This is a genomic window from Aquabacter sp. L1I39, assembly GCF_017742835.1.
Taxonomy (GTDB): domain Bacteria; phylum Pseudomonadota; class Alphaproteobacteria; order Rhizobiales; family Xanthobacteraceae; genus L1I39.
This window is the reverse complement of record NZ_CP072392.1, coordinates 718,879-741,119: the sequence shown is the minus strand read 5'-3', so window position 1 is coordinate 741,119 and position 22,241 is coordinate 718,879. Positions and strand designations below refer to the sequence as shown.

Sequence of the window (22,241 nt, the reverse complement as noted above, 5' to 3'; positions counted from 1 at the left end):
TTACGCGGCCGTGGCCGGACGGGGGATGGCGCGCGGGGTGATCCCGCGCTCGATGTCATGCAGGAGGCCGCCCTTGCGGGTGTAGACGGCGAAGGTGATCAGGAGGCAGCTCACATAGAAGATCAGGAAGGCCCAGAGCGCGGCCTCCGGCGAGCCGGTCAGGGCGATGGAGGTGCCGTAGCCCTTGGGGATGAAGAAGGCCCCGAAGGCGGCGATGGCGGAGGTGAAGCCGGTGATGGCCGCCGCCTCCTTTTCCGCCTGCCGGCGCCGCGTCTCCGCGTCGGCATTGGGCAGGAGGCGCTCCATCTCCTTGGCCATGATGGCCGGAATCATCTGGAAGGTGGAGGCATTGCCCACCCCGGTGGCGAAGAACAGCACCAGGAAGGAGCCAAAGAAGGTGGAGAAGGCCCAGGGCTCGGCCCGCATGCCGATAGACCACAGCACGCCGCTCACCCCCGCCATGGAGAGCAGGAAGACATAGAGGGTCACCCGCCCGCCGCCATAGCGATCCGCCAGCCACCCCGTTCCGGAACGGGCGAGCGCCCCCACCAGCGGGCCGAGAAAGGCGTATTGGAGGGCGTTCACATCCGGGAAGAGGATGTTGGTGAGCAGCGGGAAGCCGGCGGAATAGCCGATGAAGGAGCCGAACGTGCCCGTGTAGAGCCAGCACATGATCCAATTGTGCTTGCGCTGGAAGATCACCGACTGCTCGCGGAAGGAGGCCTTGGCGGAGGCGATGTCGTTCATGCCGAACCAGGCGGCAAACGCCGACAGGGCGATGAAGGGCACGAAGACGAAGCCGGCATTCTGCAGCCAGACCGGCGCCGGGCCCGCCGCCGTCTTCACCAGCGCCGGATCGCCGCCGAGGCCGCCGAACAGCCCCAGGGTGATGACGAGCGGCACCACGAACTGCACCACGCTGACCCCAAGATTGCCGAGGCCGGCATTGAGCGCGAGCGCGTTGCCCTTCTCCTTCTTGGGAAAGAAGAAGGAAATGTTGGCCATGGAGGAGGCGAAATTGCCGCCGCCAAAGCCGCACAGGAGCGCCAGGATCAGCAGCACCACATAGGGCGTGTCGGGATTTTGCACGGCATAGCCGATGCCGAGCGCGGGGATGATGAGCGACCAGGTGGTGAGCGTCGTCCAGAGCCGCCCGCCGAAGATGGGCACCATGAAGGAATAGAAGATGCGCAGCGTCGCGCCGGTCAGCCCTGGCAAGGCGGCGAGCCAGAACAGCTCTTCGGTGGTAAAGCGGAAGCCCACCAGCGGGAGCTTGGCCACCACCACCGACCAGACCTGCCAGATGGCGAAGGACAAGAGCAGCGCGGGGATGGAGAGCCACAGATTGCGCCGCGCGATGGACCGGCCGGTCGTCTGCCAGAAAGCGGGATCCTCCGGCCGCCAGTCGACGAGGACGGCGCCGCGCGCCTTGGCCTTGGCGGGGAGAGGGGCGGGCGGCACGGGCGCGAGGCCCTGCATCTCCGGCAGTTCAGGCAGCGCCTTGAGGACGTCGCCGGAGGCTTCCTTCTCCATCTGGCGGATGGATAGGTGCATCCAGGTGAGCGCCATCACGGCGATGACGAAGAGCAGCATGAAGCAACTCGTCCAAAGCCCGGTCAGGTCGTTCAGCACCCCGAACATCAGCGGCAGGACGAATCCGCCGAGGCCGCCGATCATGCCCACGAGGCCGCCCACGGCGCCCACATTCTTCGGGTAATAGACGGGGATGTGCTTGTAGACGGCCGCCTTGCCCAGCGCCATGAAGAAGCCGAGCACAAACACCGCCACGGTGAAGCCGACCACCCCCATTTCCATATGAAAGGCAATGGGGCCGTTGATGCCGCGCACCACATAATCGGTGGGCGGATAGGACAGGACGAAGGTGGCGGCCACCGCCACCAGGAAGGTCCAGTACATGACCCGCCGGGCGCCATAGACGTCGGACAGATGCCCGCCATAGGCACGGAAGATGCTGGCCGGCACCGAGAAGAAGGCCGCGATCATACCGGCTGTCTTGATGTCCAGCCCGTAGACTTTCACCAGATATTGCGGCAGCCACAGTGCCAGGGCGACGAAAGCGCCGAAGACGAAGAAATAGTAGAGCGAGAAGCGCCACACCTGGACATTCTTGAGCGGCTCCAGCTCGAGCCAGGCGCTCTTGGGGCGGATCTTCAGGCGTCGCCGCTCCACCAGGACTGGATCATCCTTCGTGAAGGCGAAGAAGATGAGGGCCATGACCACCAAGGCGGCGGCCCAGACCTGCGCCACCATTTGCCAGCCGAAGGCGACCAGCACGAAGGGCGCCAGGAACTTTGTGACCGCCGCACCCACGTTTCCGGCGCCGAATATGCCGAGTGCCGTGCCCTGCTTTTCCGCCGGATACCAGCGCGAGACATAGGCGACGCCCACCGCGAAAGAGCCGCCGGCAATGCCAACCCCCAGCGCCGCCAACAGGAATTGCGGATAGGTTCCGGCATAGGTGAGCAGGAAGGTGGCCACCGCCGCCGCCAGCATGGTGAGCGTGAAGACGACGCGGCCACCATAAAGGTCGGTCCAGATGCCGAGCGCCACCCGGATCAGGGAGCCCGTGAGGATGGGCGTGCCGATCAGGAGGCCGAATTGCGTATCGGTCAGCCCCAGATCCTGGCGGATGCGGATGCCGATGATGGAGAAGATCGTCCACACCGCAAAGCAGACGGTGAAGGCGAGTGTACTTAGGGTGAGAGAGGTCCGCTGGTCGGCGGGGGTCACATCCGAAGATGTCTGCATGGCTCGATCTCGCGCTCGGAGCCGGCCTCCCCAAGAGCGGAAGTCCGAACCCGTTCAAGATGTTGGTGGCCGATGGGCGATCATGGCAGGCCCTGAGGCGGCGCCACGATCCGATCGCGCCCGAAACGCACGTTTGCGGCGTGCGGAAGCAAAATGGCGGATATCTGTGGGCCTAACTTTGATTTGTATCAGGTTGAATGAATAGTTTTACGAATTTTATGAGAGTTATATTTGGTTTGTGCGTCAATTATATTACTTAAAACTAAAGATTGACTTATCTTTATGTATTGATTGATCTTTATCAATCATCCGTGGTCCTGGCTATCCCCGGTCCCGCCCCGGGCGCCGGCCCCGCGCAGAATGTCCGGCTGTGCCCTGCGCAGGGAACTTGTCGCCCCGGCTTGATTCTTATGCCGGAGATCGGCTTCTAATCGTGCCGCGCGCCGGGGAGGTGGAATGAAGACCGAGGATGTGGATGCCGTCCGGCAGCTTCCGCTGTTCCAGGATGCCCGCAAGGAGACCTTTGCGAAGATCATGCGGGGCGTGCTCCTGCAACGCTTTCCCCCCGGCGTCACGCTCATCACCGAAAGCGATACCGCCGATTTCCTGCATGTGGTGGTGGACGGGCTGGTGGAGATGTTCGCCACCCATGGCGGGCGCGAGACGACGCTTTCCCTGGTGCGGCCGGTGGGCACCTTCATCCTGGCAGCTGTGCTCACCGATCAGGTCTATCTGCAATCCGCCCGCACGGTGCTGAAATCCCGCCTCCTGATGATTCCCGCCGCCCATGTGCGGGCCGCGATGGGGACGGACGAGGGGTTCACGCGTGCGGTGGTGGCGGAGCTGGCGCGGGGCTATCGCTGCACCATCAAGGAGGTGAAGAACCAGAAGCTGCGCTCCGGCGCTGAGCGCCTCGCCAATTGGCTGCTCCAGGAGAGCGCCAGGAGCGGCGCCGGCGCGGCAGTGGAGCTGGACGTGGAGAAGCGCAAGCTCGCCGCGCTCCTCGGCATGACGCCGGAAAACCTCTCCCGCGCCTTCTCGACCCTGCGGGATTATGGCGTCACCAGCGTCGGCCCCGCCATCCGCATCGGGGAGCCGGAGGCCCTTGCCGCGTTCGCGCGGCCGAACCCGCTCATCGACGGCCCCGAGTGAGAGCCACACCGGCGGGCGAACGCCCAGCCCGGCTCACACGGCCTCTCAATAGATCCCGGTCTCCACCGCCACGCGCCGATAGGCGGCCCCGGCGGTAAACCCGCCATCGATGACGAAATCCTCCCCCGTGATGAAGGCCGAGCGGGGGGAGGCGAGGAAGAGCACCAGTTCGGCAATCTCCTCCGGCGTGCCGCTGCGGCCCATGGGCGTCATGCCGATCATGGGCTGGAGATGCGGGCTCGTGGCGTTCAGCGCGGTCACCACCAGGCCCGGGCACACCGCGTTCACGCGGATGCCGCGCGCGGCATATTCCATGGCGGCGCTGCGGGTGAGGCCGCGCAGGCCCCATTTGCTGGCGGTGTAGGCCGGGTCGTAATGGCCGGAAAAGGCGCTGTTGGACGAGATGTTGACGATGCTGCCGCCGTCGGAGGCTTCCATCAGCGGCGCAACGGCCCGGATCCCCAGGAAGGCGCCGGTGAGGTTCACCTTGAGCAGGCGCTCCCAGGCGGCGAGCGCAGTATCGGCGACGGTGCTGCGATTGATGATGCCGGCATTGTTGACGAGAATGTCGAGGCGGCCCTTCCAGGCCCGGATCGCCTCCACGGTGGCGTCCCAGTCCGCTTCGTCGGTGACGTCGAGGGGGCGGAAGCGGGCCTCTATCCCCTCCGCGGCCAGCTCCTGCACGAAGGCTTCGCCCTCGGCGGCGAGCACGTCGCAGACCATCACGGTGGCGCCTTGCCGGCCGAACAGCCGCGCTTCCGCCGCGCCCTGGCCGCGCGCCGCCCCGGTGACCAGCGCGACGCGCCCCTGCAGTTCGCTCATGATGTGCCTTCTCCCCCTAGGCCCCGCGCCTGTTTCTTCAGGCGTCTGCGCCGACAGTTTCGGTCCAGCCGGCCTGCGGTGCGTCGGCGATGGCCCCGATCAATGGGGCGGATCAAACCGTGAGACGCGACGCACAGAAGCCGACTGATGCCTCAGGTTAAGATAAAACAATTATCGCACAATAGGAGATTTTTAATTTAACCTTTGCATCCCCGCCTTTGGCACTCCCTGGCGGTGGATTTCGGCCGCGGCGGCGGGGCCTTGTCTTGCTTCGCCAGGGGGCGCAGCTCACTCGGCAGCCGAACCCTCCTCCACTGGCGGCGTGCGGATCTTGCGGGGGCGGGCGGCCCTCTGGGCCGGGCGCGCGCCGGCCTCGCCGGCGATGGCGCTGGTGATGCGCGCCGCCAATTGCTTGATCTCGTTCACCAGGGCCTCCTTGTCGGCGGCATCGAACCGCGCCAGGGGCACCGCGAACACCACGCTGCCGAGGATGCGCCGTTCCGCATCAAACACCGGAGCACCAATGCCCACGAGATTGGGAATCACCTCGCTCTGGGTGATGCAATGACCGTCGCGCCGCAGCCGGGACATGTTGGCGCGGAACTGCTCCCAATTCTCCCCCAGCCCGGCCTCGCGCACCTGGTCCCCGTGCCAGAGCATGATGTTGCGCAGCTGATAGGGCGTAAGATGGGCCAGGATGGTCTTGGCCATGGCGCCCCGGAACATGGGCATGGGCCGGCCCCGCTCGTAATATTCCGGCACCGAACGCTCGGGCCAGACAATGTCGGCGCACATGACCTTGTCGCCATAATAGCTGCACAGCATCACATTGATGCCGAGCCGCGCGCTCACATCCCGCATGGGGCCGCCGGCGCCGGTGAGCAGCGGATCGGCCCGGCGCACCAGGCGGTCCATCTCGATGATGCGCGGCCCCAGCACATAGGAGCCGCCGGTGGTGGGGGCCAGCAGCCCGGCATCGCACAGAGACTGGATGTAGCGATAAGCCGTGGCGCGGGAGGCGCCGGTGGCCTGCACATCCTCCAGCTGGATGCTCATGCGATCCTCGCCGAACAGGTCGAGGACCTTCAGCATCTTGTCGAGACTGCTCATGGCACCGTTCCTCGGCTGGCGGGGCCGGCGCGCACGGGACGCACCCTTGCCGGTCATTATAGCCGCCCCTCCGGCAATTGAAATTTGCGAAGAGTTGCAAATCGGCGGCCGCGTACCACAGGCGAGACGGTGTCTGTGCGGCTGGGTGCCCCTTCCGCCCTGATGGATCGCAGTGGGAGGCGGAAAAAACCGGCGCAGAAGGGGTGTAGGAGAGATTGACAAAAATCTCTTATATTGAGATTTTTGAATTATTCGCCGTCCAATGAGCGAAACGGCCCGCGCAGACGGGTGAGCATGGAGCGTCCTCAGGCGGTCCATGGTTGGGGGAGGACTTGAAGATGAAGCGCGTATCGGCCCGCACATGGATGTCCATGGCGGTGGGCACCCTTTCGCTGTTCGCCGCGTCCGCGGCTCACGCTCAGTTCACCGATGGCGTCCTGCGCATCGGCGTGCTCAACGACCAGTCCGGCATCTATGCGGACATGGCGGGGCCGGGCTCGGTGGTGGCGGCCAAGATGGCGGTGGAGGAGTTCGGCGGCAAGATCGGCAATACGCCCATTGAGGTGATCGTCGGCGACCACCAGAACAAGCCGGACGTGGGGCTCAACATCGCCCGCAAATGGCTGGACGTGGACGGCGTGGACATGATCGCCGACATCCCCAATTCCTCCATTTCGCTCGCCATCGTCCAATTGGTGAAGGACAAGAACAAGGTGGCCGTCATCGCCACCTCCAACAGCAATCGCCTGACGGGGGATTCCTGCACCCCCAACCATGTGCACTGGACGCTGGACAATTATGCGCTGGCCAAGAGCACGGCCACCGAGGTGCTCAAATCCGGCGGCAAGAGCTGGTATTTCGTGACCGTGGACTATGCCTTCGGCCACGACATGGAGCGCGAGGCCGGGCAGATCGTGAAGGCGGCTGGCGGCAAGGTGGTGGGCTCCGTGCGCCACCCCTTAAGCACGTCTGACCTGTCCTCCTTCCTGCTCCAGGCCCAGGGTTCGGGCGCGCAGGTGATCGGCTTTGCCAATTCGGGCAGCGACTTCACCAATTCCATGAAGCAGGCCGCCGAGTTCGGCATCACCAAGGGCAACCAGAAGCTCGCGGCCCTGGCGGTTTATCTCACCGACATCAAGTCGCTCGGCCTCACCAGCGGGCAGGGGCTCTATCTCAGCGAGCCCTTCTACTGGGACCTCAATGACCAGACACGGGCCTTCGCCAAGAAATTCGCCGAGCGCCATGGCGGCGCCATGCCCACCTCCTTCCAGGCCGGCGTCTATTCCGGCGTGCTGCATTATCTCAAAGCGGTTGCCGCCCTGAACAGCGATGCGGACGGGCGCGCCATCGTCGCCAAGATGAAGGACTTGCCCACCGACGATCCCGCTTTCGGCAAGGGTTCCGTGCGCATCGACGGCCGCAAGCTCCACCCCATGTATCTGTTCAAGGTGAAGACGCCGGCGGAATCCCACGGGCCCTGGGACCTCTATGCCAAGATCGGCGAGACCCCTGCCGATCAGGCCTTCAAGGCGCTTGATCCGGCGTGCGCTCTCGTGAAGCCGAACTGACACCGGCGGCCCGCAGCCCGAACACAGGCGCGGCCGGGGATCGCGCCCCCGGCCGAAGGCCCTGCACATCCCAACCCCGCACCCTTTCAGGAGCAGATCATGGTCGCCATCACCCCCGGCCTTGCCGGCGAGGACAAGCTCGCGCCGACGGATTCCCGCTACGTGGACGTGTCGCGCCTGCCGTGGAAGCCCACGCCCACCAAGGGCATCGACATGAAGATCCTCCTCATCGACGAGGAGACCGGCCTGATGACCGCCCTGTTCCGCTGGGAGCCGGGCACCGTGCTGCCCCGCCACGAGCATGTGGAGATCGAGCAGACCTATGTGCTGGAAGGCAGCATCGTGGATGGCGAGGGCGAGGCGCTGGCCGGCAATTATGTCTGGCGTCCGGCGGGCAACCAGCATGTGGCCCGCTCTCCCAACGGCGCGCTCGTCCTGTCCATGTTCTTGCGTCCCAACAAGTTCCTGGACGGGGACCTGGCCGGCCAGGAACTGAAATAGGCGCTGGAGCAGACGCGATCGGGGCGGGCCTCGCCGCCCGCCTTCCCACACGCCTGACATCGCAACGCCCGTCATCCCAAAGCCAAGGGCGAGGAGCCCCCATGATCGTCGAAGAACGGATGTATGTGCTGCACACCCATGCGGTGCTGGCGGACTATCTGCGGATCTACGCCGCCGAGGGCTTGCCGCTGCAGAAGGAGATTCTGGGCGGTTTTCTTGGATACTTCACCACCGAAATCGGCACGCAGAACCAGCTCGTCCATTTCTGGGCCTATGAGGACCTGGAGGAGCGCCGCATGCGTCGCGAAAAGCTGGCCCAGCAGCCCGCCTGGCAAGCCTGCCTCGCGAAAATTCGCCCTATGATCATGACCATGGAAAACCGCATTCTCCTCCCCACCGCCTTTTCGCCCTGGCCCTGCGCGCTCAAGGGGGCTGAGCCGGCCCTTGAGCCCCCCTTTGCACCACCCCCGTAAGGGGGGCGCATGCTTATTGACCTTGAGGGGCGGCGAAGCATACGCCCGTATAGGATTGAGAAAATCCGCGTATAACTTCTCTGAACGTCCATAGAATACTCCGGATGAGCGGCTGATGGCACATTACATCCATCGACAACGGAGTGTTCGATATGTCCATCAAGACCCTCACCATCGTCACCGGTATCGCTCTCACCCTCGCTGCTTCGGCCAATGCGGCCTTCGCCGATATCTATATCGGCCCGGAGAACCAGGAGCAGTATGCGGTCTCCGCCCAGGAGACCTTGTTCCCCACCGCCAACACCGCCACCGTTCGCCAGCAGCGCGAACAGGTGCGGCCCAGCACCTTCGGCACCCCCGGTCCCTATTATGTGAATGAGGCGCCGTTCCAGTCCAACGACCCTCATTCCGGCTCGGCGCACGACGCCGATATGGACTGAGCCGACGGCTGCCCCTCGAAGGGGGCACCACGGCGCCCCCTTGAAACACCGCCAAACCTCGCCGAGCGATCGGCGAGGTTTTTGTTTTTTTGACGTTTGACGGGATGGCCCGCCTTTCGTTCGCCCTGTGGGGACGGGGGCGATGATAGGCGCGCGCGCCGCCAATTGCGCGCACACGCCGTCCTGGCGCCATGAAGCCGCGCGCGGCGTGCGAGAGTTGGAGCGGCGGGCAAAAAAAAGCCCGCCGACGCGAGATCGGCGGGCCAGGCGGGAGGAAGGGTGTCAGCGGGTGCGGGTGGCTTCGTAAAGGAACCAGGTGCGCCGCTCGGCCTCGTCGATCCAGTTCTCGATGAGGCTCGCAGTCGCGACGTCACCATATTCGTCGCACACGCCATGGACTTCGCGCAGGGCGGTGACGATGGCCTTGTTGTTCTCGCAGAGCTCGGCGAGCATGTCCTGCGCATCCACATAATCGGCATCGTTGTCGGCGATCCGCTGCAGGCGGGCGATGTGTCCGATGGACCTCAGCGTGGTGCCCCCGATCTTGCGGGCGCGCTCGGCGATGTCGTCGGTGGTGGCGAAGATCTGTTCGCCCTGCTCGTCGAGAAGGAGATGGTAGTCGCGGAAGTGGGGGCCGGACATGTGCCAGTGGAAATTCTTCGTCTTCAAATAAAGAGCAAACATGTCCGCAAGCAGAAGGGTGAGGGCCGGCGCGATGTCGCGCGTGGCATTGGACCCGAGGTCGGTCGGCGTGGCGAGGGGCGCCTTCTGGCGCTCCTTCACGAGAGGGGTGTTCATGATGGTCATTCCTGCGTGAGAATTTCAGGCCGACCGGCGGTGACTTTCAAATCCCGCGAGGTGAGCAGGAACACCTTAGGAAAAGGGCGGAGGGGGCGTAAGTGATCGATCGGTTTGCGCGACTATACGATCGTTTAGAAGCTCAGATCGCCGATTCTACGAGAGGGGAGGGCGGATCGACTGCACGCATGGCGTCGATGTGCAAATCCAATATGCCGCGCTGCAATTGGGGAGCAGAAGAGCCCGGGGCCGCCGCCGGGCGCCGGGCGCCGGGGCCCGTGGCACGCCGATCGTGACCGGAAGGCTCAGGGGCGGGACTGGCCCGTGGCGCGCAGCGCGTCGTCGATGCACTGAATCATGGCGTCTCCCTCGAAGGGCTTGGCGAGGAACCCCACCGCGCCCGCCGCCTGCACCTGGCTGCGGATTCGCTCTTCGGGGAAAGCGGTGATGAAGATGAGGGGCAGCCGATCTCCTTCGGTGCGCAGGCGCGCCTGAAGGTCGATGCCGCTCATGCCGGGCATTTGCACATCGGTGATGACGCACGCCGTGCAGTGCCGCTCCGGAGACCGCAGGAAGGCTTCGGCGGACGCGAACACGCTGGCGCCCAGGCCGAGTGAGCGCACGAGGCTCTCGGTGGCCAGGCGAACGGATTCGTCATCATCGATGATCGTGATCATCGGGACATGGGACACGAGCGACACACCTCTATCCTGCGGCGCTACGGGAGCACCGCCTTGCACTCAATATAGGCCCCCACGCCCATCACCTGAATTATACACTTGTTTGTCGCACTAGCTCTTTTCCACCCGGACGCCGAGGGCCTCGGCCATGCGCACGAGATCGGCCAGGGAGTGGGCCTCCATCTTGCGCATGACGTTACCGCGATGAATCTTAACGGTAATTTCGCTCAGCCCTACTTCCCCGGCCACCTGCTTGTTCATGAGGCCGGATGTCACCAGCGCCATGATCTGCTTTTCGCGCTCGGTCAGGCCCCCATAGAGCGTGCGGAGCCGGGCGGCGGCCTCGCGCTCGGCGCGCCGGACCCGGTCGATCTCGATGGCCGCGGCGACGGCGTCCAGCATGTCCTGGTCGCGGAAGGGCTTGGTGAGGAAGTCCACCGCGCCGGCCTTCATGGCCCGCACCGTCATGGGAATATCGCCGTGCCCGGTCATGAAGATGATGGGCAGGTCCAGGTCGGACTTGGTCAACTGGTTCTGGAAGTCCAGGCCGCTGACGCCGGGAAGGCGGATGTCCAGCACGAGGCAGCGGGGCGCGTCGGGGAGCTTGGCGGCCAGAAGCTCCGCCGCGGAGGCGAAGGACGCCACCTCCAGCCCGATGGACCGGAACAGGCTGGACAGGGCGTCCCGCAGGTCCGCGTCGTCGTCGACGACGATCACAACGGGCGCTGCGGGGGCAGGTGCGGTTCGGCTGTGCGGACGGCTGATCACGACAGGGTTTCCTTGGCGCGAGGCGGCGGTGTTTCGCCGGCGGCGGGCAGGGTGAAGGTGAAGCGCAGCCCGCCCTGCGGCGCGGAGTCGGCCGAGATCCGGCCGCCATGCGCCTCGACGATGGAGCGCGAGATGGACAGGCCGATGCCGATCCCGTCCTTCTTGGTGGAGACGAAGGGCGTGAAAAGAGAGACCAAGGGCTGCAACTGCGCGCCGGGGCCCGTATCCTCCACCGTCAGGGCGATCAGGCGATCCCCCTCGGGCTCCAGGCTGGCGTCCGCGAGGGTTCCGCGAATGGTCAGGAGGCGGGCTTGCTCGGGCACCGCGTCCATGGCCTGGATGGCATTGAGCCCCAGATTGATCAGAACCTGCTGCAACTGGATCCGGTCGCCCTTTATGGGGGGCAAATCGGGGTCGAGCTCCAGCTCCAGCCGGACGCGGTGATTGGCCAGCTCCCGCTCCAGCAGCAGCACGCTTTCCTCCACGAGTTCGGCCGGGGCGATGGGGTGGTGATCGGGCTCCCCCCGGCGCACCAGGGCGCGCAGCCGCGCCACCACCTCGCTGGCGCGGCGGGCATTGGCAATCATGCGGGTGACCGTGTTTTCCGCCTCGCCGAGATCGGGCACCGGCCGGCGCAGCCAGCGCAGGCACGCTTCCCCATTGGTGACAACCGCCGCCAGCGGCTGGTTCACCTCATGGGCGATGGAGGCGGTGAGTTCCCCCATGGTGCTCACGCGCGTCACATGCGCCAGGTCCGCCTGCGCTCGGTGCAGGTCGTTCTCCGCCGCCTTGCGCGCCGTGATGTCGTGGTTCGTCTCCATGATGCCCTGGCTGCGCCCCCGCGCGTCCCGCTGGAGCGACCAGCGGCTGAGGCACGTGACCTTGCGCCCATCGCGCGTGGTGTGGATCACCTCGCCCTCCCAGTGCGCGGTGGCCTCCAGGGTCGCCATGATCTCGGCGCGCGGCGCCGGCAGCACCGTGCGCAGCAGGCTGGTGGCCGCAAAGCCCAGCGCCTCGTCCCGCGACCAGCCATAGAGGCGCTCCGCGCCCACGTTCCAATAGAGGATGGCATCGGCGGGATCGCGCACGAAGATGGCGTCGTGCGAGAGGTCGAGCAGGGCGGCCTGCGCCCGCAGGGAAGCGGTGGCCTCCAGGTTGCGCAGGCATAGCAAGGTCGTCACGGAGATGGCGGCGATGCTCACCACGCATCGCATGACCGATGCCAGATTGTAGTCCTGCGCGTGCATGACAAAGAAGCTGATCACCGCCAGCCCCACGCAGCCGGTACCGATGAGCATCAGGCCGGTGCTCTTGAACCAGTTCGATGACAGCAGCACTACCACCACGTAGAGCACGGCGATGGCCATATCGAGGGGCGACACGGTGTCGACCAGGAAGATCGCCAGGCACAGGCACGCCACCAGCAGCTGCCCGACAAAGCCGGTTCCCTTCGGCTCGGGCTTAGGCAACAGGGCGCTTCGCGTGCCGGGCATGGCGTCCTCGATCATTGGCCAGTGTGAGGGGCAGAAGGGCCGCGTCGCGCCGGATCCGGGCAAGAATCCAGAGTGTTCGTCGCCCCTCTCCGATCCCGCGATCCCAGCGGATCGCGCGCCATGTCGAACCCTCCATCTCCTGTCTTGCGCCTCATGCGTCCCGGTCCCTGGCTTTGTGTCGTTCTGGCCCGGCGCGCGGCTCGCCGGAGCCCGGCCTTCGCCTTTCACGGCGCAGCCGGAATTCTGCGGGGCAGTATGCCAGCCCTTCCGCAGTGTTGCTCCCATACCAAGGTATGCGCACCCCCTCCTGGAATATGAACGGCGCCAGCGGCCAGAATCGGGGCGTGGAGGGCCAAGGCCCGGGCAGGGCACGCCCTGATAAACCAAGGTTCTATACGCAGCATTCCAAGTATAATTTCGTCCTTCCGCTGCGCGCCTATGCTCGGGCTCTCCCAGAACGAGACCCTGTGGCGAACCCATGAGCGCGGACAGTGATACCCTTTTCCGGGCGGGAACCCTCGGGCGGTTGGTGCCGCTCGCATTCCGAACCAGGCTCGGCGCACTTGTTCCCCGGTTCCTGTTCGGGGTCCGGCTGGCATCCTCCGTCTGCCTCGCTTTGTATGTCACCTATATGCTGGAACTGCCCAATCCGTTCTGGGCGGCCACCACAGCGGCCATCGTCTGCCAGCCCAATCTCGGAGCTTCCCTCCAGAAAGGCCGCTTCCGCGCCCTGGGCACCGTGCTCGGCGCGCTGGCGCTGGTGTCCCTGCTGGCGCTGTTTCCCCAGCAGCGCATCGCCTTCCTCCTGTGTCTCGCCCTGTGGTGTGGCCTGTGCGGGGCCGCCGTGGTGCTGCTGCGCAATTCCGCCGCCTATGCCGCCGCCTTGTCGGGCATCACCGCCGCCATTCTTTTCGCCGATTCCATCGCCGACCCCACCACCGCCTTCGTCCTCGGGATTGGCCGGGTGAGCGAGATCTGCATCGGGATCGCCGCCGCCGCCGTGGTCATGCTGCTCACCGAGCCCGGTGCCGCGCGGCTTTCCCTCGCGGGCCTGATGGAGCGCACCGCTCTCCAACTGCGTGCCGGCTTCCTGGAGACGCTCGAAAACGGGACTGAGACCGCCGCCATGGCCGCGGCCCGGCGCAAAGTGGTCAAGGCCCTCACCCCGCTGGGCGCAGCCGTGGACGCGGCGACCGGCGAGGCGGCCGTCCTTTATTCGCGGCGGGGCAATTTCCGTCTGGCCTTGGCGAGTTTGGCCCTGGCGCTCGTGGGTTGGCGCAATGCCGGTCGCGGGGCGGCCGCTGCGGGTGAGGCGACCCGCGCGTTCCGGCGTGCGCTGGCCGCGCGGCTCGCGCGCATCAATCCGGCGGCGCCCGAGCGGCAGGCCCTGCTCTCCCAGGCCGTGGGGCGGCAGGCGGTGGCGGAGATCGAGGCGCTGCGCCAGCAGGTGGCGCAGGCCGACCCATCCGATCGTCTCTTGGCGGATGCCACCCGCGATGTGGCCCTCTGCCTCGCGCACTTCATCGATGCGGTGGTGTTCCTGCGCACCGGGGCGGGCGACCGCAAGCCAGTGCCGCGTCAGCCCTGGGTCATCGCCGACAGCTTGCCCGCCTGGCAAGCGGGCGCGCGCGCTGTCCTGTCGGTGCTGGTGGTGAGCGCCTTCTGGATCGCCACCGCCTGGCCGAGCGGCGCCTTTGCGGTGGCCTTCGCGGTGATCTCCACCCTCATCTTCGCCTCCTTCGGCGATGAGGCGCGGATGCGGGCGAGCGATTACAGCCTCGGCGTCGCGGCGATGACGCTCCTGGGCAGCGGGATCTATTTCTTCGTGCTTCCCGCGCTCTCCACCTTCCCGGCGCTGATGGCCCTGCTGTTCCTCCTTTATGTACCGCTCGGCATGATGCAGGTGGGCACCTGGCACAGCGCGGTCTTCCTCGCCATGTCCATCACGGCGCTGCCGCTCCTGGGCATCGGCAATCCCGTTGCCTATGATCCGGCAGGCTATTTCAACGTCGCCTTCGCCATCTTCGCCGGCAGCGCGGCGGGAACCTTGTTCTTCATCATCCTGCCGGTGATGGAGCCGGCGCAGCGCGCGGCCCGGCTGATCCGCTTGTCCGTGCGGGACCTGCGGCGGCTCAGCCGCGATCCGGGCGGATCGCTTTCCCGGCGCTGGCAGGCATTGTTGACACGCCGGCTGGAGAGCCTCCCCCCGCAGGCGAGCCTGGAGCAGGACGGCACCTTGCTGGCGCTTCTCGCCATGGGGCTTGCCGTCATCAAGCTGCGGGCCGCCGTGGGCGGCGGGGCGGGCGACCGGACGCTGGCCGAAGCCCTCGCCGCATTGGCCCAAGGCCGTCCAACAGCCGCCCTGCATCATCTCGAAGCCTTGACGGCGCCCGCCGCCACCACGCCTGCGCCTGCCCTGGTGTGGGCGGAGGTGCAGGCCGAGGTGGCGGTGCTCGCCGAGGCCATTCTCGCCCACACCGCGCTTTTGGGCCCGCGCGAGCCCATGACCGCGCCCGCCCGCGCCTGAGGAAGCAAACCCATGTTCAGCGAGATCAACATTCTGGGTGTCTATGTGGCCCCCTTCGCCGTGATGCTGCTGCTCGCCTGGCTCGCCATGATGCCGCTGAGCCTCATCAGCGTGCGCCTGGGCCTCCTGCGCCATGTCTGGCATCCCGGCCTCTTCAAGCTCTGCGTCTACGTCATCGTCCTGGCGGCGATCGTGCGCGCCTGGAGCGCGTGGACCTGACCGCCGCGCCCTTTCCCCTTCGCCTCGTCCCTGACCCTCCCTGGAGCCTCACATGACCAGCATCGACCTTCCCGCCGAAGCCCGCACCTCTCCCCTCGCGCCGGTCCTGCGCGTCCTGGCAACCCTGGCGGTCGCTGCCATCGCCGGGGCGCTGTGCTGGGAGATATGGCTCACTTACATGGCCACGCCCTGGACCCGCGACGGCACAGTGCGCGCCTATGTGGTCACCCTCGCCCCGCAAGTGTCCGGGCGCATCGTCGAATTGCCGGTGAAGGCCGACCAGTTCGTCCATAAGGGCGACGTGCTCATGGTGATCGAGCCTGACGACTACCAGATTGCCCTCGCCAATGCGGAGGCGGCGGTCGCCCGCGCCAAGGCGGACCTCGACAACAAGCAGGCCGAGGCGGAGCGGCGGGCGCACCTGACCACATTGGCCGTCTCCGACGAGGAGAAGCAGATCTTCGCGTCGAGCGCGGCCATGGCGCTTGCCGCCTACCAGCAGGCCCTTGCCGCGCGCGACAAGGCCAAGCTCGACCTCCATCGCACCACCATCGTCTCGCCGGTGAATGGCTATGTGACCAACCTGCTCACCCAGGTGGGCGACTTCGCCACCACCGGCCAGCGCGCTTTGTCGGTGGTGGATGCCGACAGCTTTTGGGTGGACGGCTATTTCGAGGAGACTTTGCTCAACACCATCCATGTGGGCGATCGGGCCGAGGTGACGCTGATGGCCTATCCCGAGCGCCTTACGGGCCATGTCACCGGCATCGGGCGCGGCATCGCCGTGCCGAACGCGCAGCCCGACGGCTCTGGCCTGGCCACCGTGAACCCCGTCTTCACCTGGGTTCGCCTCGCCCAGCGCGTGCCGGTCCGCGTGGTGCTGGACCAGGTGCCGCCCTCCCTCACCCTTTCGGCCGGGCTCACCGCGACCATCTCCATCCTGGATGAAGCGCCGCAGCCGGCCAGCGGGACGTCCCCGGCGCCCCTCCGCCGCTGAGGCGGGGGTGCTCAAGATCCGGCCCGCATACCCATGTATGGGGCACGCATATGTGGATCTGATTACGGCCCTGCCGCTCCCGGCGTATCTCATCTGTGAAATGCCAGCCGCCGACCGAAGATATTCGCACCATCCAGAATATCCCCGCGCGGCAACTTCCGAAAACCTTTCCTCGGCAGGAGCACATCATGGGCGTCGCAAAGACCATCCGTCCCTATCACCAGCCCGCCGGCGGCTGGGGCGCGCTCAAGGCCATGGGCACGGCCCTGGTGCAGCAGCATGTGGCCGTCGCCGGCATGGAGACCTTGGCGCGCATGAACCAGCCCGGCGGCTTCGATTGCCCCGGTTGCGGCTGGGGCGATCCCAAGCACACCTCGCCCTTTGAATATTGCGAGAATGGCGGCAAGGCGGTGGCCTGGGAGATGACCGCCCGCCGCTGCACCCCCGATTTCTTCGCCGCCCACACGGTTACCGAGCTTGCGGCGCTGAACGACTATGAGCTGGAGATGGAGGGCCGCCTCACTCATCCCATGCGCTATGACGCGGCCAGCGACCGCTACCTGCCGGTGAGCTGGGAGGACGCGTTCGCCCTGGTGGGCGCGCATCTCAACGCGCTGCCAGACCCCAACATGGCGGATTTCTACACCTCCGGCCGGGCCTCCAATGAGGCGGCGTTTCTCTACCAGCTGTTTGCCCGCGAATACGGGACCAACAACTTTCCCGACTGCTCCAACATGTGCCACGAGGCCACCAGCGTCGGCTTGCCCCAGTCCATCGGCGTGGGCAAGGGCACGGTGGTTCTGGAGGACTTCGCACGCGCCGACTGCATCTTCATCTTCGGCCAGAATCCCGGCACCAATTCGCCGCGCATGATGACGGAGCTGCGCAACGCCTCGCGGCGCGGCGCCACCATCCTGTCCTTCAATCCCTTCCGGGAGCGGGCGCTGGAGCGCTTCCAGGCGCCGCAGAGCCCGGTGGAGATGGCGACCCTCTCGTCCACGCCCATCTCGTCCCGCCTGTTCCAGGTGCGGGTGGGGGGCGACGTGGCGCTCATCAAGGGGCTCATGAAGCATCTGGTGGCGTCGGATGCCGACGCCCGCGCCAAAGACCAGGCCCCCGTGCTCGATTGGGATTTCATTCGCGGCCACACCCAGGGCATCGATGCCCTCATCGCCGATCTCGACGCCACCTCCTGGGACGACATCGTGCGCAAGAGTGGCCTTGCCCGCGCGGATATCATCTTTGCCGCCGAAGCCTATATGCGCGCCGAGCGGGCCATCCTCGTCTATGGCATGGGCATCACCCAGCATCGCCACGGCACGCAGAATGTGCAGCAGATCGCGAACCTGGCGCTGCTGCGGGGCAATGTGGGGCGCGAGGGCACGGGAATCTGCCCGGTGCGCGGCCATTCCAACGTGCAGGGCGACCGGACGGTGGGGATCACCGAGGTTCCGTCCCCGGCGCTGCTCGATGCGCTGGAAGCCCGCTACGGCTTCACCCCGCCCAAGGCCCCCGGCCACAATGTTGTGACGGCGCTGGACGCCATGGTGAAGGGCGAAGCCAAGGTCTTTATCGGCCTTGGCGGCAATTTCGCCGCGGCCATTCCAGACTGGCAGCTGACGCAGGAGGCCATGCGCCAGCTGGACCTCACCGTCCACATCGCCACCAAGCTCAACCGCAGCCATCTCGTCCATGGGCGCGATGCGCTGATCCTGCCGTGCCTGGGGCGCACCGAGGTGGACATGCAGGCGAGCGGCCCCCAGTCGGTGACGGTGGAAGACACCATGTCCATGGTGCACGCCTCCATCGGCCACAATGCGCCCGCCTCGGAGCATCTGAAGAGCGAGCCCGCCATCATCGCCGGGTTGGCGCGGGCAACGCTCGGAACGCGGTCCAAGGTGGAATGGGAAGCGCTGGTGGCCGACTACGGGCTGATCCGGGAGGAGATCGAGGCCATCTTTCCCATCTTCCAGGGCTTCAACACCCGCATCCGCGTCCCCGGCGGCTTCCACCTCACCTCGCTCGCCCGCGAGCGCATCTGGGCGACGGCAACGGGCAAGGCCAATTTCCTGGTCTGCGAAGGGCTTTGCGAGGACCCGCAGGTGGGGGTGGACGACGTGCTCTGGCTCACCACCGTGCGCAGCCACGACCAGTACAATACCACGCTCTACTCGCTCTCCGATCGTTATCGCGGCGTCTATGGCCAGCGCGACGTGATCTTCCTCGCTGAAGCCGAGATGGAGCGGCGTGGACTGGCGGAAGGGGACCGCGTGGACATCGTGACGGTCTCGCGCGATGGGATCGAGCGGGCGGTGCGGGCGTTCCGCGTGGTGCCCTATGCGTTCCCGGAGGGGAGTTGCGCCGCCTATTATCCCGAGACCAACCCGCTGGTGCCGCTCTATGCGCACGATCCGCAGAGCTTCACCCCGGCCTCGAAAGGCGTCCCCGTCCGCCTGGTGAAATCTCCCCCGCGCGCGGCGTGAGACAGGGGCGGCCGCACGCGGCGCCCCGACCGGACCTCGACCTGTCGCTGGCCCTTGGCGGTGGACGGGTCGAGGTCTTTTATTATGGCAAAGCTCACGTTTCTGGCCGGGGCCCGTCATCCCAACGTATGAGCGGTCCACCGTCACGTCTGACAGCCTGGAATTGCCCCGCCAATTAAGGTTTCGCCATCCCCATTGCTTGTCATGACTTGAAAGGAGATGGCCATGTTCTCGCGCAACGTTGCGGACCTCATGGTGGACACGCTGGCCGAGGCCGGTGTGGAGCGCATCTATGGTGTGGTGGGCGACAGCCTGAACGGCCTCACGGAGGCCCTGCGCACCACAGGCAAGCTGCGCTGGCTCCATGTGCGGCACGAGGAGGTGGCGGCGTTCGCGGCATCCGGAGAAGCGCAGATCACCGGCAAGCTGGCGGTGTGCGCCGGCTCCTGCGGGCCCGGCAACCTGCACCTCATCAACGGCCTGTTCGATGCCCAGCGCAGCCGCACGCCGGTGCTCGCCATCGCCGCGCAGATCCCCTCCGCCGAGATTGGCGGCGGCTATTTCCAGGAGACCCATCCCCAGACCCTGTTCCAGGAATGCAGCGTCTATTGCGAACTGGTCTCCGACCCCGCCCAGATGCCGTTCGTGCTGGAAAACGCCATCCGCGCGGCGGTGGGCCAGCGGGGCGTCGCGGTGATCGTCATTCCCGGCGATGTGGCCCTGAAGCCCGCCCCCGAGCGCGCCATTTCCGCGCCGCAGGGCCTTCTGCCGCCGGCGCCCGTTGTGGTGCCCGCCGCCCGGGAACTGGACGCGCTGGCGGACCTCTTGAACGGCGCCGAGCGCGTCACTCTTTTCTGCGGCCGGGGATGCGCCGGGGCGCATGCCGAGCTCATGCAGCTCGCCGAGACGCTGAAAAGCCCCATGGTCCATGCGCTCGGCGGCAAGGAAGCGGTGGAATACGACAATCCCTACGATGTGGGCATGACCGGCTTCATCGGATTCTCGTCCGGCTACGAGGCCATGCATGCCTGCGACGTCCTGCTCATGCTGGGCACGGACTTCCCCTACAAGCAGTTCCTGCCCACCGCCGTGAAAATCGCCCAGGTGGACATCCGCCCGGCCAATCTGGGCCGCCGCTGCAAGCTCGACCTCGGCATCGTCGGCGACGTTAGGGCCACCCTCACGGCGCTGCTGCCGCGCCTGGACGTGAAGGCCGACCGGCTGCACCTGGATGATGCAGTGACGCGCTATCACCACGCGCGGGAGGATCTGGACGCCCTGGCGGAAGGAACGCCCGGCCGCAAGCCGATCCACCCCCAATATCTCGCGCGGCTCGTCAGCGCGCAGGCCGAGGACAACACCGCCTTCACCTTCGATGTGGGCACCCCCACCATCTGGGCGGCGCGCTATCTGAAGATGAACGGCAAGCGCCGCATGGTGGGTTCGCTGGTGCACGGCTCCATGGCCAATGCCTTGCCGCACGCCATCGGCATCCAGGCCGCCGAGCCCACCCGCCAGGTGATCTCGCTCTCCGGCGATGGCGGGTTTTCCATGCTGATGGGCGATCTCATCACGCTGAAGCAGGAAAAGCTCCCCGTGAAGGTGGTGATCTTCAACAATGGCGTGCTCGGCTTCGTGGCGCTGGAGATGAAGGCCGCCGGCTTCGTGGAACTGGGCACGGACCTTGAAAATCCGGACTTTGCGGCGATGGCCAACGCCATGGGCATTTTCGCCCTGCGCGTGGAAGATCCCGGCGACTTGCCGGACGCGCTGGACGCGGTGCTCGCCCATGAGGGGCCGGCGGTGCTGGACGTGGTCACCGCCACGCAGGAGCTCTCCATGCCTCCCACCATCGGCATCGAGCAGGCCCGCGGCTTCGGCCTGTGGATGCTGCGCGCCGTGCTGAGTGGCCATGGCACCGAGGTCATCGACCTCGCCGGCACCAATCTCCTGCCGCGCTGAACCGGACGGCCCCTCGGGGCCGGTCCGCCGCCCGACGCCGGTTCCTCCCAACGCGGGACATCGCCATGGACATCTCCGCCCTTCTCCTGTCGCGCATCCAATTCGCCTTCACCATTTCCTTCCACATCATCTTCCCGGCCTTCACCATTGGCCTTGCCGCCTGGCTCACCTTCCTGGAGGCCTGCCATCTCATCACGGGGGAGCGCATCTATCGGCGCCTATCGGATTTCTGGATGAAGATCTTCGCCGTGGCCTTCGGGCTCGGCGTCGTCTCGGGCATCGTGATGGCGTTCCAGTTCGGCACCAATTGGAGCGAATTGTCCCGCCGCACCGGGCCCATCCAGGGGCCGCTCCTGGGCTATGAGAGCTTCACCGCCTTCGCGCTCGAGGCCGCCTTTTTCGGCGTGCTGATGTTCGGGCGCGATCGCGTGCCGCGCTGGGCCTATCTGGTGGCGTGCCTGATGGTGTCGCTGGGCACCAGCCTGTCGGCCTTCTGGATCATGGTCAATAACAGCTGGATGCAATATCCGACCGGCTTCAGCCTGACGCCGGACGGCGTCTTCGTGCCCACGGACTGGTCGGCCATCATCTTCAATGAAGCCGTCTGGACGCGCTTCCCGCACATGGTGCTGGCGGCCTATGTGACCTCCGCCTTCTGCGTGGCGGCCACGGGCGCCTGGTACATGCTGCGCGGCACGGCGGTGCAGGAGGGCCGCGCCATGGCCGTCATGGGCCTGCGGCTTGCCGCCATCCTGGTGCCGATGCAGCTCGGTTTCGGCCATCTGGTGGGCGATTTCGTCCATGACCGCCAGCCTGCCAAGTTCGCCGCCATCGAGGGCCGCTGGAACGACCAGCAGCCGGCGAGCGAGATCCTCATCGCCTGGCCCGACCCGGCGAACGAGCGCAACCGCTTCGAGGTGGCGGTGCCCTATCTCGGCTCCATCATCGGCTCCATGAGCCTGACCTCCAAGGAATTGGGCATCAAGAGCTTTCCGCCCGAAGATCGGCCGCCTGTGGCCATTTCCTTCTTCGCCTTCCGCATCATGGTGGGCTGCGGCCTCCTCATGCTGGCCTTGGCCTGGACCGGCACCGTCCTCAGCTTCGGCGAGGGCATCCTCAAGGCGCGCCTTTTCCTGGTGGCCACCGCCTCGTCCTTCCCGCTCGGGTTCATCGCCACGCTCACCGGCTGGTTCACCGCCGAGGTGGGGCGCCAGCCCTGGGTGGTCTATGGCCAATTGCGCACGGCGGATGCGGTGACGCCCTTCCTGACCACCCACGAGGTGGCGATCACCTTCGTGATGATTGCGGCGGTCTATGCGCTGATCTTCGGCTTCGGCGTCCTCTACCTCTTCCGGCTGCTGCGCGCCGGCCCCATCCCTGCGAACGAGATTTCCCTCTACGCCACCAATCCCAAGCGTCCCCTGTCCGTGCCCGGCGCCAGCCCCGGCGTTTCCGGCGCCGCCCCTCTTGGAGAATGAC

18 protein-coding genes are annotated in these 22,241 nt (G+C 66.3%); 11 read left to right on the top strand and 7 right to left on the bottom strand.

Annotated elements, in window-relative coordinates:
* The gene (locus J5J86_RS03360; RefSeq protein ID WP_209103488.1) at positions 1 to 2,769 is read right to left on the bottom strand and encodes a nitrate/nitrite transporter; all 2,769 of its coding nucleotides are present in this window, start codon (positions 2,767 to 2,769) and stop codon (positions 1 to 3) included.
* Between the two features lie 456 nt (positions 2,770 to 3,225).
* Between J5J86_RS03360 and J5J86_RS03355 the strand changes: the two genes are divergently transcribed.
* Positions 3,226 to 3,921 carry a helix-turn-helix domain-containing protein gene (locus J5J86_RS03355; RefSeq protein WP_209103487.1) on the top strand — a complete coding sequence of 232 codons (696 nt, stop codon included), beginning with the start codon at positions 3,226 to 3,228 and terminating at the stop codon, positions 3,919 to 3,921.
* Between the two features lie 45 nt (positions 3,922 to 3,966).
* Here J5J86_RS03355 and J5J86_RS03350 read toward each other — a convergent pair whose 3' ends face one another.
* Together J5J86_RS03350 and J5J86_RS03345 are read right to left on the bottom strand one after the other, a co-directional pair.
* On the bottom strand, positions 3,967 to 4,743 hold the full coding sequence (locus J5J86_RS03350; protein WP_209103486.1) for an SDR family NAD(P)-dependent oxidoreductase: 777 nt from the start codon (positions 4,741 to 4,743) through the stop codon (positions 3,967 to 3,969).
* A gap of 288 nt (positions 4,744 to 5,031) precedes the next feature.
* On the bottom strand, positions 5,032 to 5,853 hold the full coding sequence (locus J5J86_RS03345) for an IclR family transcriptional regulator (RefSeq protein ID WP_209103485.1): 822 nt from the start codon (positions 5,851 to 5,853) through the stop codon (positions 5,032 to 5,034).
* Positions 5,854 to 6,191: 338 nt separating this feature from the next.
* Between J5J86_RS03345 and J5J86_RS03340 the strand changes: the two genes are divergently transcribed.
* From J5J86_RS03340 to J5J86_RS03325, 4 genes are all read left to right on the top strand, one after another.
* A complete protein-coding gene (locus J5J86_RS03340; RefSeq protein ID WP_209103484.1) occupies positions 6,192 to 7,421 on the top strand; it encodes an ABC transporter substrate-binding protein in 1,230 nt (409 codons plus the stop codon).
* A gap of 99 nt (positions 7,422 to 7,520) precedes the next feature.
* Complete coding sequence (locus J5J86_RS03335) at positions 7,521 to 7,922, top strand: cupin domain-containing protein (protein ID WP_209103483.1); 402 nt, start codon at positions 7,521 to 7,523, stop codon at positions 7,920 to 7,922.
* Positions 7,923 to 8,023: 101 nt separating this feature from the next.
* Positions 8,024 to 8,395, top strand: coding sequence for an NIPSNAP family protein (locus J5J86_RS03330; RefSeq protein ID WP_209103482.1), 372 nt, complete (start codon positions 8,024 to 8,026; stop codon positions 8,393 to 8,395).
* Between the two features lie 152 nt (positions 8,396 to 8,547).
* Entirely contained in the window at positions 8,548 to 8,835 is a 288-nt protein-coding gene (locus tag J5J86_RS03325) for a hypothetical protein (protein WP_209103481.1), read from the top strand.
* Positions 8,836 to 9,117: 282 nt separating this feature from the next.
* Here the strand turns inward: J5J86_RS03325 and J5J86_RS03320 are convergent, their stop codons facing one another.
* The 4 genes from J5J86_RS03320 to J5J86_RS03305 all read right to left on the bottom strand — a co-directional run bounded on the left by J5J86_RS03320 (position 9,118) and on the right by J5J86_RS03305 (position 12,574).
* Positions 9,118 to 9,633 (bottom strand): Dps family protein, encoded by a 516-nt coding sequence (locus J5J86_RS03320; RefSeq protein WP_209103480.1) that lies wholly within the window; start codon positions 9,631 to 9,633, stop codon positions 9,118 to 9,120.
* A 305-nt stretch (positions 9,634 to 9,938) separates the two neighbouring features.
* The gene (locus J5J86_RS03315) at positions 9,939 to 10,325 is read right to left on the bottom strand and encodes a response regulator transcription factor (protein WP_247658403.1); all 387 of its coding nucleotides are present in this window, start codon (positions 10,323 to 10,325) and stop codon (positions 9,939 to 9,941) included.
* 99 nt (positions 10,326 to 10,424) lie between these two features.
* Positions 10,425 to 11,078 carry a response regulator transcription factor gene (locus J5J86_RS03310; RefSeq protein WP_209105215.1) on the bottom strand — a complete coding sequence of 218 codons (654 nt, stop codon included), beginning with the start codon at positions 11,076 to 11,078 and terminating at the stop codon, positions 10,425 to 10,427.
* Positions 11,078 to 12,574, bottom strand: a complete 1,497-nt coding sequence (locus J5J86_RS03305) for a sensor histidine kinase (RefSeq protein ID WP_209103479.1) — start codon at positions 12,572 to 12,574, stop codon at positions 11,078 to 11,080. The genes J5J86_RS03310 and J5J86_RS03305 overlap by 1 nt, the downstream gene beginning before the upstream one ends.
* 478 nt (positions 12,575 to 13,052) lie before the next feature.
* Here J5J86_RS03305 and J5J86_RS03300 point away from each other — a divergent pair, with 478 nt between their 5' ends.
* From J5J86_RS03300 to J5J86_RS03275, 6 genes are all read left to right on the top strand, one after another.
* Positions 13,053 to 15,101 carry an FUSC family protein gene (locus tag J5J86_RS03300; protein WP_209103478.1) on the top strand — a complete coding sequence of 683 codons (2,049 nt, stop codon included), beginning with the start codon at positions 13,053 to 13,055 and terminating at the stop codon, positions 15,099 to 15,101.
* 12 nt (positions 15,102 to 15,113) lie between these two features.
* Positions 15,114 to 15,320, top strand: coding sequence for a DUF1656 domain-containing protein (locus tag J5J86_RS03295; RefSeq protein ID WP_209103477.1), 207 nt, complete (start codon positions 15,114 to 15,116; stop codon positions 15,318 to 15,320).
* Positions 15,321 to 15,372: 52 nt separating this feature from the next.
* Positions 15,373 to 16,317, top strand: coding sequence for an efflux RND transporter periplasmic adaptor subunit (locus J5J86_RS03290; RefSeq protein WP_209103476.1), 945 nt, complete (start codon positions 15,373 to 15,375; stop codon positions 16,315 to 16,317).
* A gap of 188 nt (positions 16,318 to 16,505) precedes the next feature.
* Positions 16,506 to 18,800 (top strand): FdhF/YdeP family oxidoreductase, encoded by a 2,295-nt coding sequence (locus J5J86_RS03285; RefSeq protein ID WP_209103475.1) that lies wholly within the window; start codon positions 16,506 to 16,508, stop codon positions 18,798 to 18,800.
* Positions 18,801 to 19,025: 225 nt separating this feature from the next.
* The gene (poxB, locus tag J5J86_RS03280; protein ID WP_209103474.1) at positions 19,026 to 20,762 is read left to right on the top strand and encodes a ubiquinone-dependent pyruvate dehydrogenase; all 1,737 of its coding nucleotides are present in this window, start codon (positions 19,026 to 19,028) and stop codon (positions 20,760 to 20,762) included.
* Positions 20,763 to 20,827: 65 nt separating this feature from the next.
* Positions 20,828 to 22,240, top strand: coding sequence for a cytochrome ubiquinol oxidase subunit I (locus tag J5J86_RS03275; protein WP_209103473.1), 1,413 nt, complete (start codon positions 20,828 to 20,830; stop codon positions 22,238 to 22,240).
* The last annotated feature ends 1 nt before the right edge of the window (position 22,241 follow it).

Excerpts from the sequence above, each read along its gene's own strand:
- poxB (WP_209103474.1), top strand. The coding sequence starts at position 19,026 with ATGTTCTCGCGCAACGTTGCGGACCTCATGGTGGACACGCTGGCCGAG.
- J5J86_RS03360 (WP_209103488.1), bottom strand. The coding sequence starts at position 2,769 with ATGCAGACATCTTCGGATGTGACCCCCGCCGACCAGCGGACCTCTCTC.
- J5J86_RS03330 (WP_209103482.1), top strand. The coding sequence starts at position 8,024 with ATGATCGTCGAAGAACGGATGTATGTGCTGCACACCCATGCGGTGCTG.
- J5J86_RS03305 (WP_209103479.1), bottom strand. The coding sequence starts at position 12,574 with ATGCCCGGCACGCGAAGCGCCCTGTTGCCTAAGCCCGAGCCGAAGGGA.
- J5J86_RS03290 (WP_209103476.1), top strand. The coding sequence starts at position 15,373 with ATGACCAGCATCGACCTTCCCGCCGAAGCCCGCACCTCTCCCCTCGCG.
- J5J86_RS03340 (WP_209103484.1), top strand. The coding sequence starts at position 6,192 with ATGAAGCGCGTATCGGCCCGCACATGGATGTCCATGGCGGTGGGCACC.
- J5J86_RS03285 (WP_209103475.1), top strand. The coding sequence starts at position 16,506 with ATGGGCGTCGCAAAGACCATCCGTCCCTATCACCAGCCCGCCGGCGGC.
- J5J86_RS03320 (WP_209103480.1), bottom strand. The coding sequence starts at position 9,633 with ATGAACACCCCTCTCGTGAAGGAGCGCCAGAAGGCGCCCCTCGCCACG.
- J5J86_RS03325 (WP_209103481.1), top strand. The coding sequence starts at position 8,548 with ATGTCCATCAAGACCCTCACCATCGTCACCGGTATCGCTCTCACCCTC.
- J5J86_RS03345 (WP_209103485.1), bottom strand. The coding sequence starts at position 5,853 with ATGAGCAGTCTCGACAAGATGCTGAAGGTCCTCGACCTGTTCGGCGAG.
- J5J86_RS03275 (WP_209103473.1), top strand. The coding sequence starts at position 20,828 with ATGGACATCTCCGCCCTTCTCCTGTCGCGCATCCAATTCGCCTTCACC.
- J5J86_RS03300 (WP_209103478.1), top strand. The coding sequence starts at position 13,053 with ATGAGCGCGGACAGTGATACCCTTTTCCGGGCGGGAACCCTCGGGCGG.
- J5J86_RS03350 (WP_209103486.1), bottom strand. The coding sequence starts at position 4,743 with ATGAGCGAACTGCAGGGGCGCGTCGCGCTGGTCACCGGGGCGGCGCGC.
- J5J86_RS03355 (WP_209103487.1), top strand. The coding sequence starts at position 3,226 with ATGAAGACCGAGGATGTGGATGCCGTCCGGCAGCTTCCGCTGTTCCAG.
- J5J86_RS03295 (WP_209103477.1), top strand. The coding sequence starts at position 15,114 with ATGTTCAGCGAGATCAACATTCTGGGTGTCTATGTGGCCCCCTTCGCC.
- J5J86_RS03335 (WP_209103483.1), top strand. The coding sequence starts at position 7,521 with ATGGTCGCCATCACCCCCGGCCTTGCCGGCGAGGACAAGCTCGCGCCG.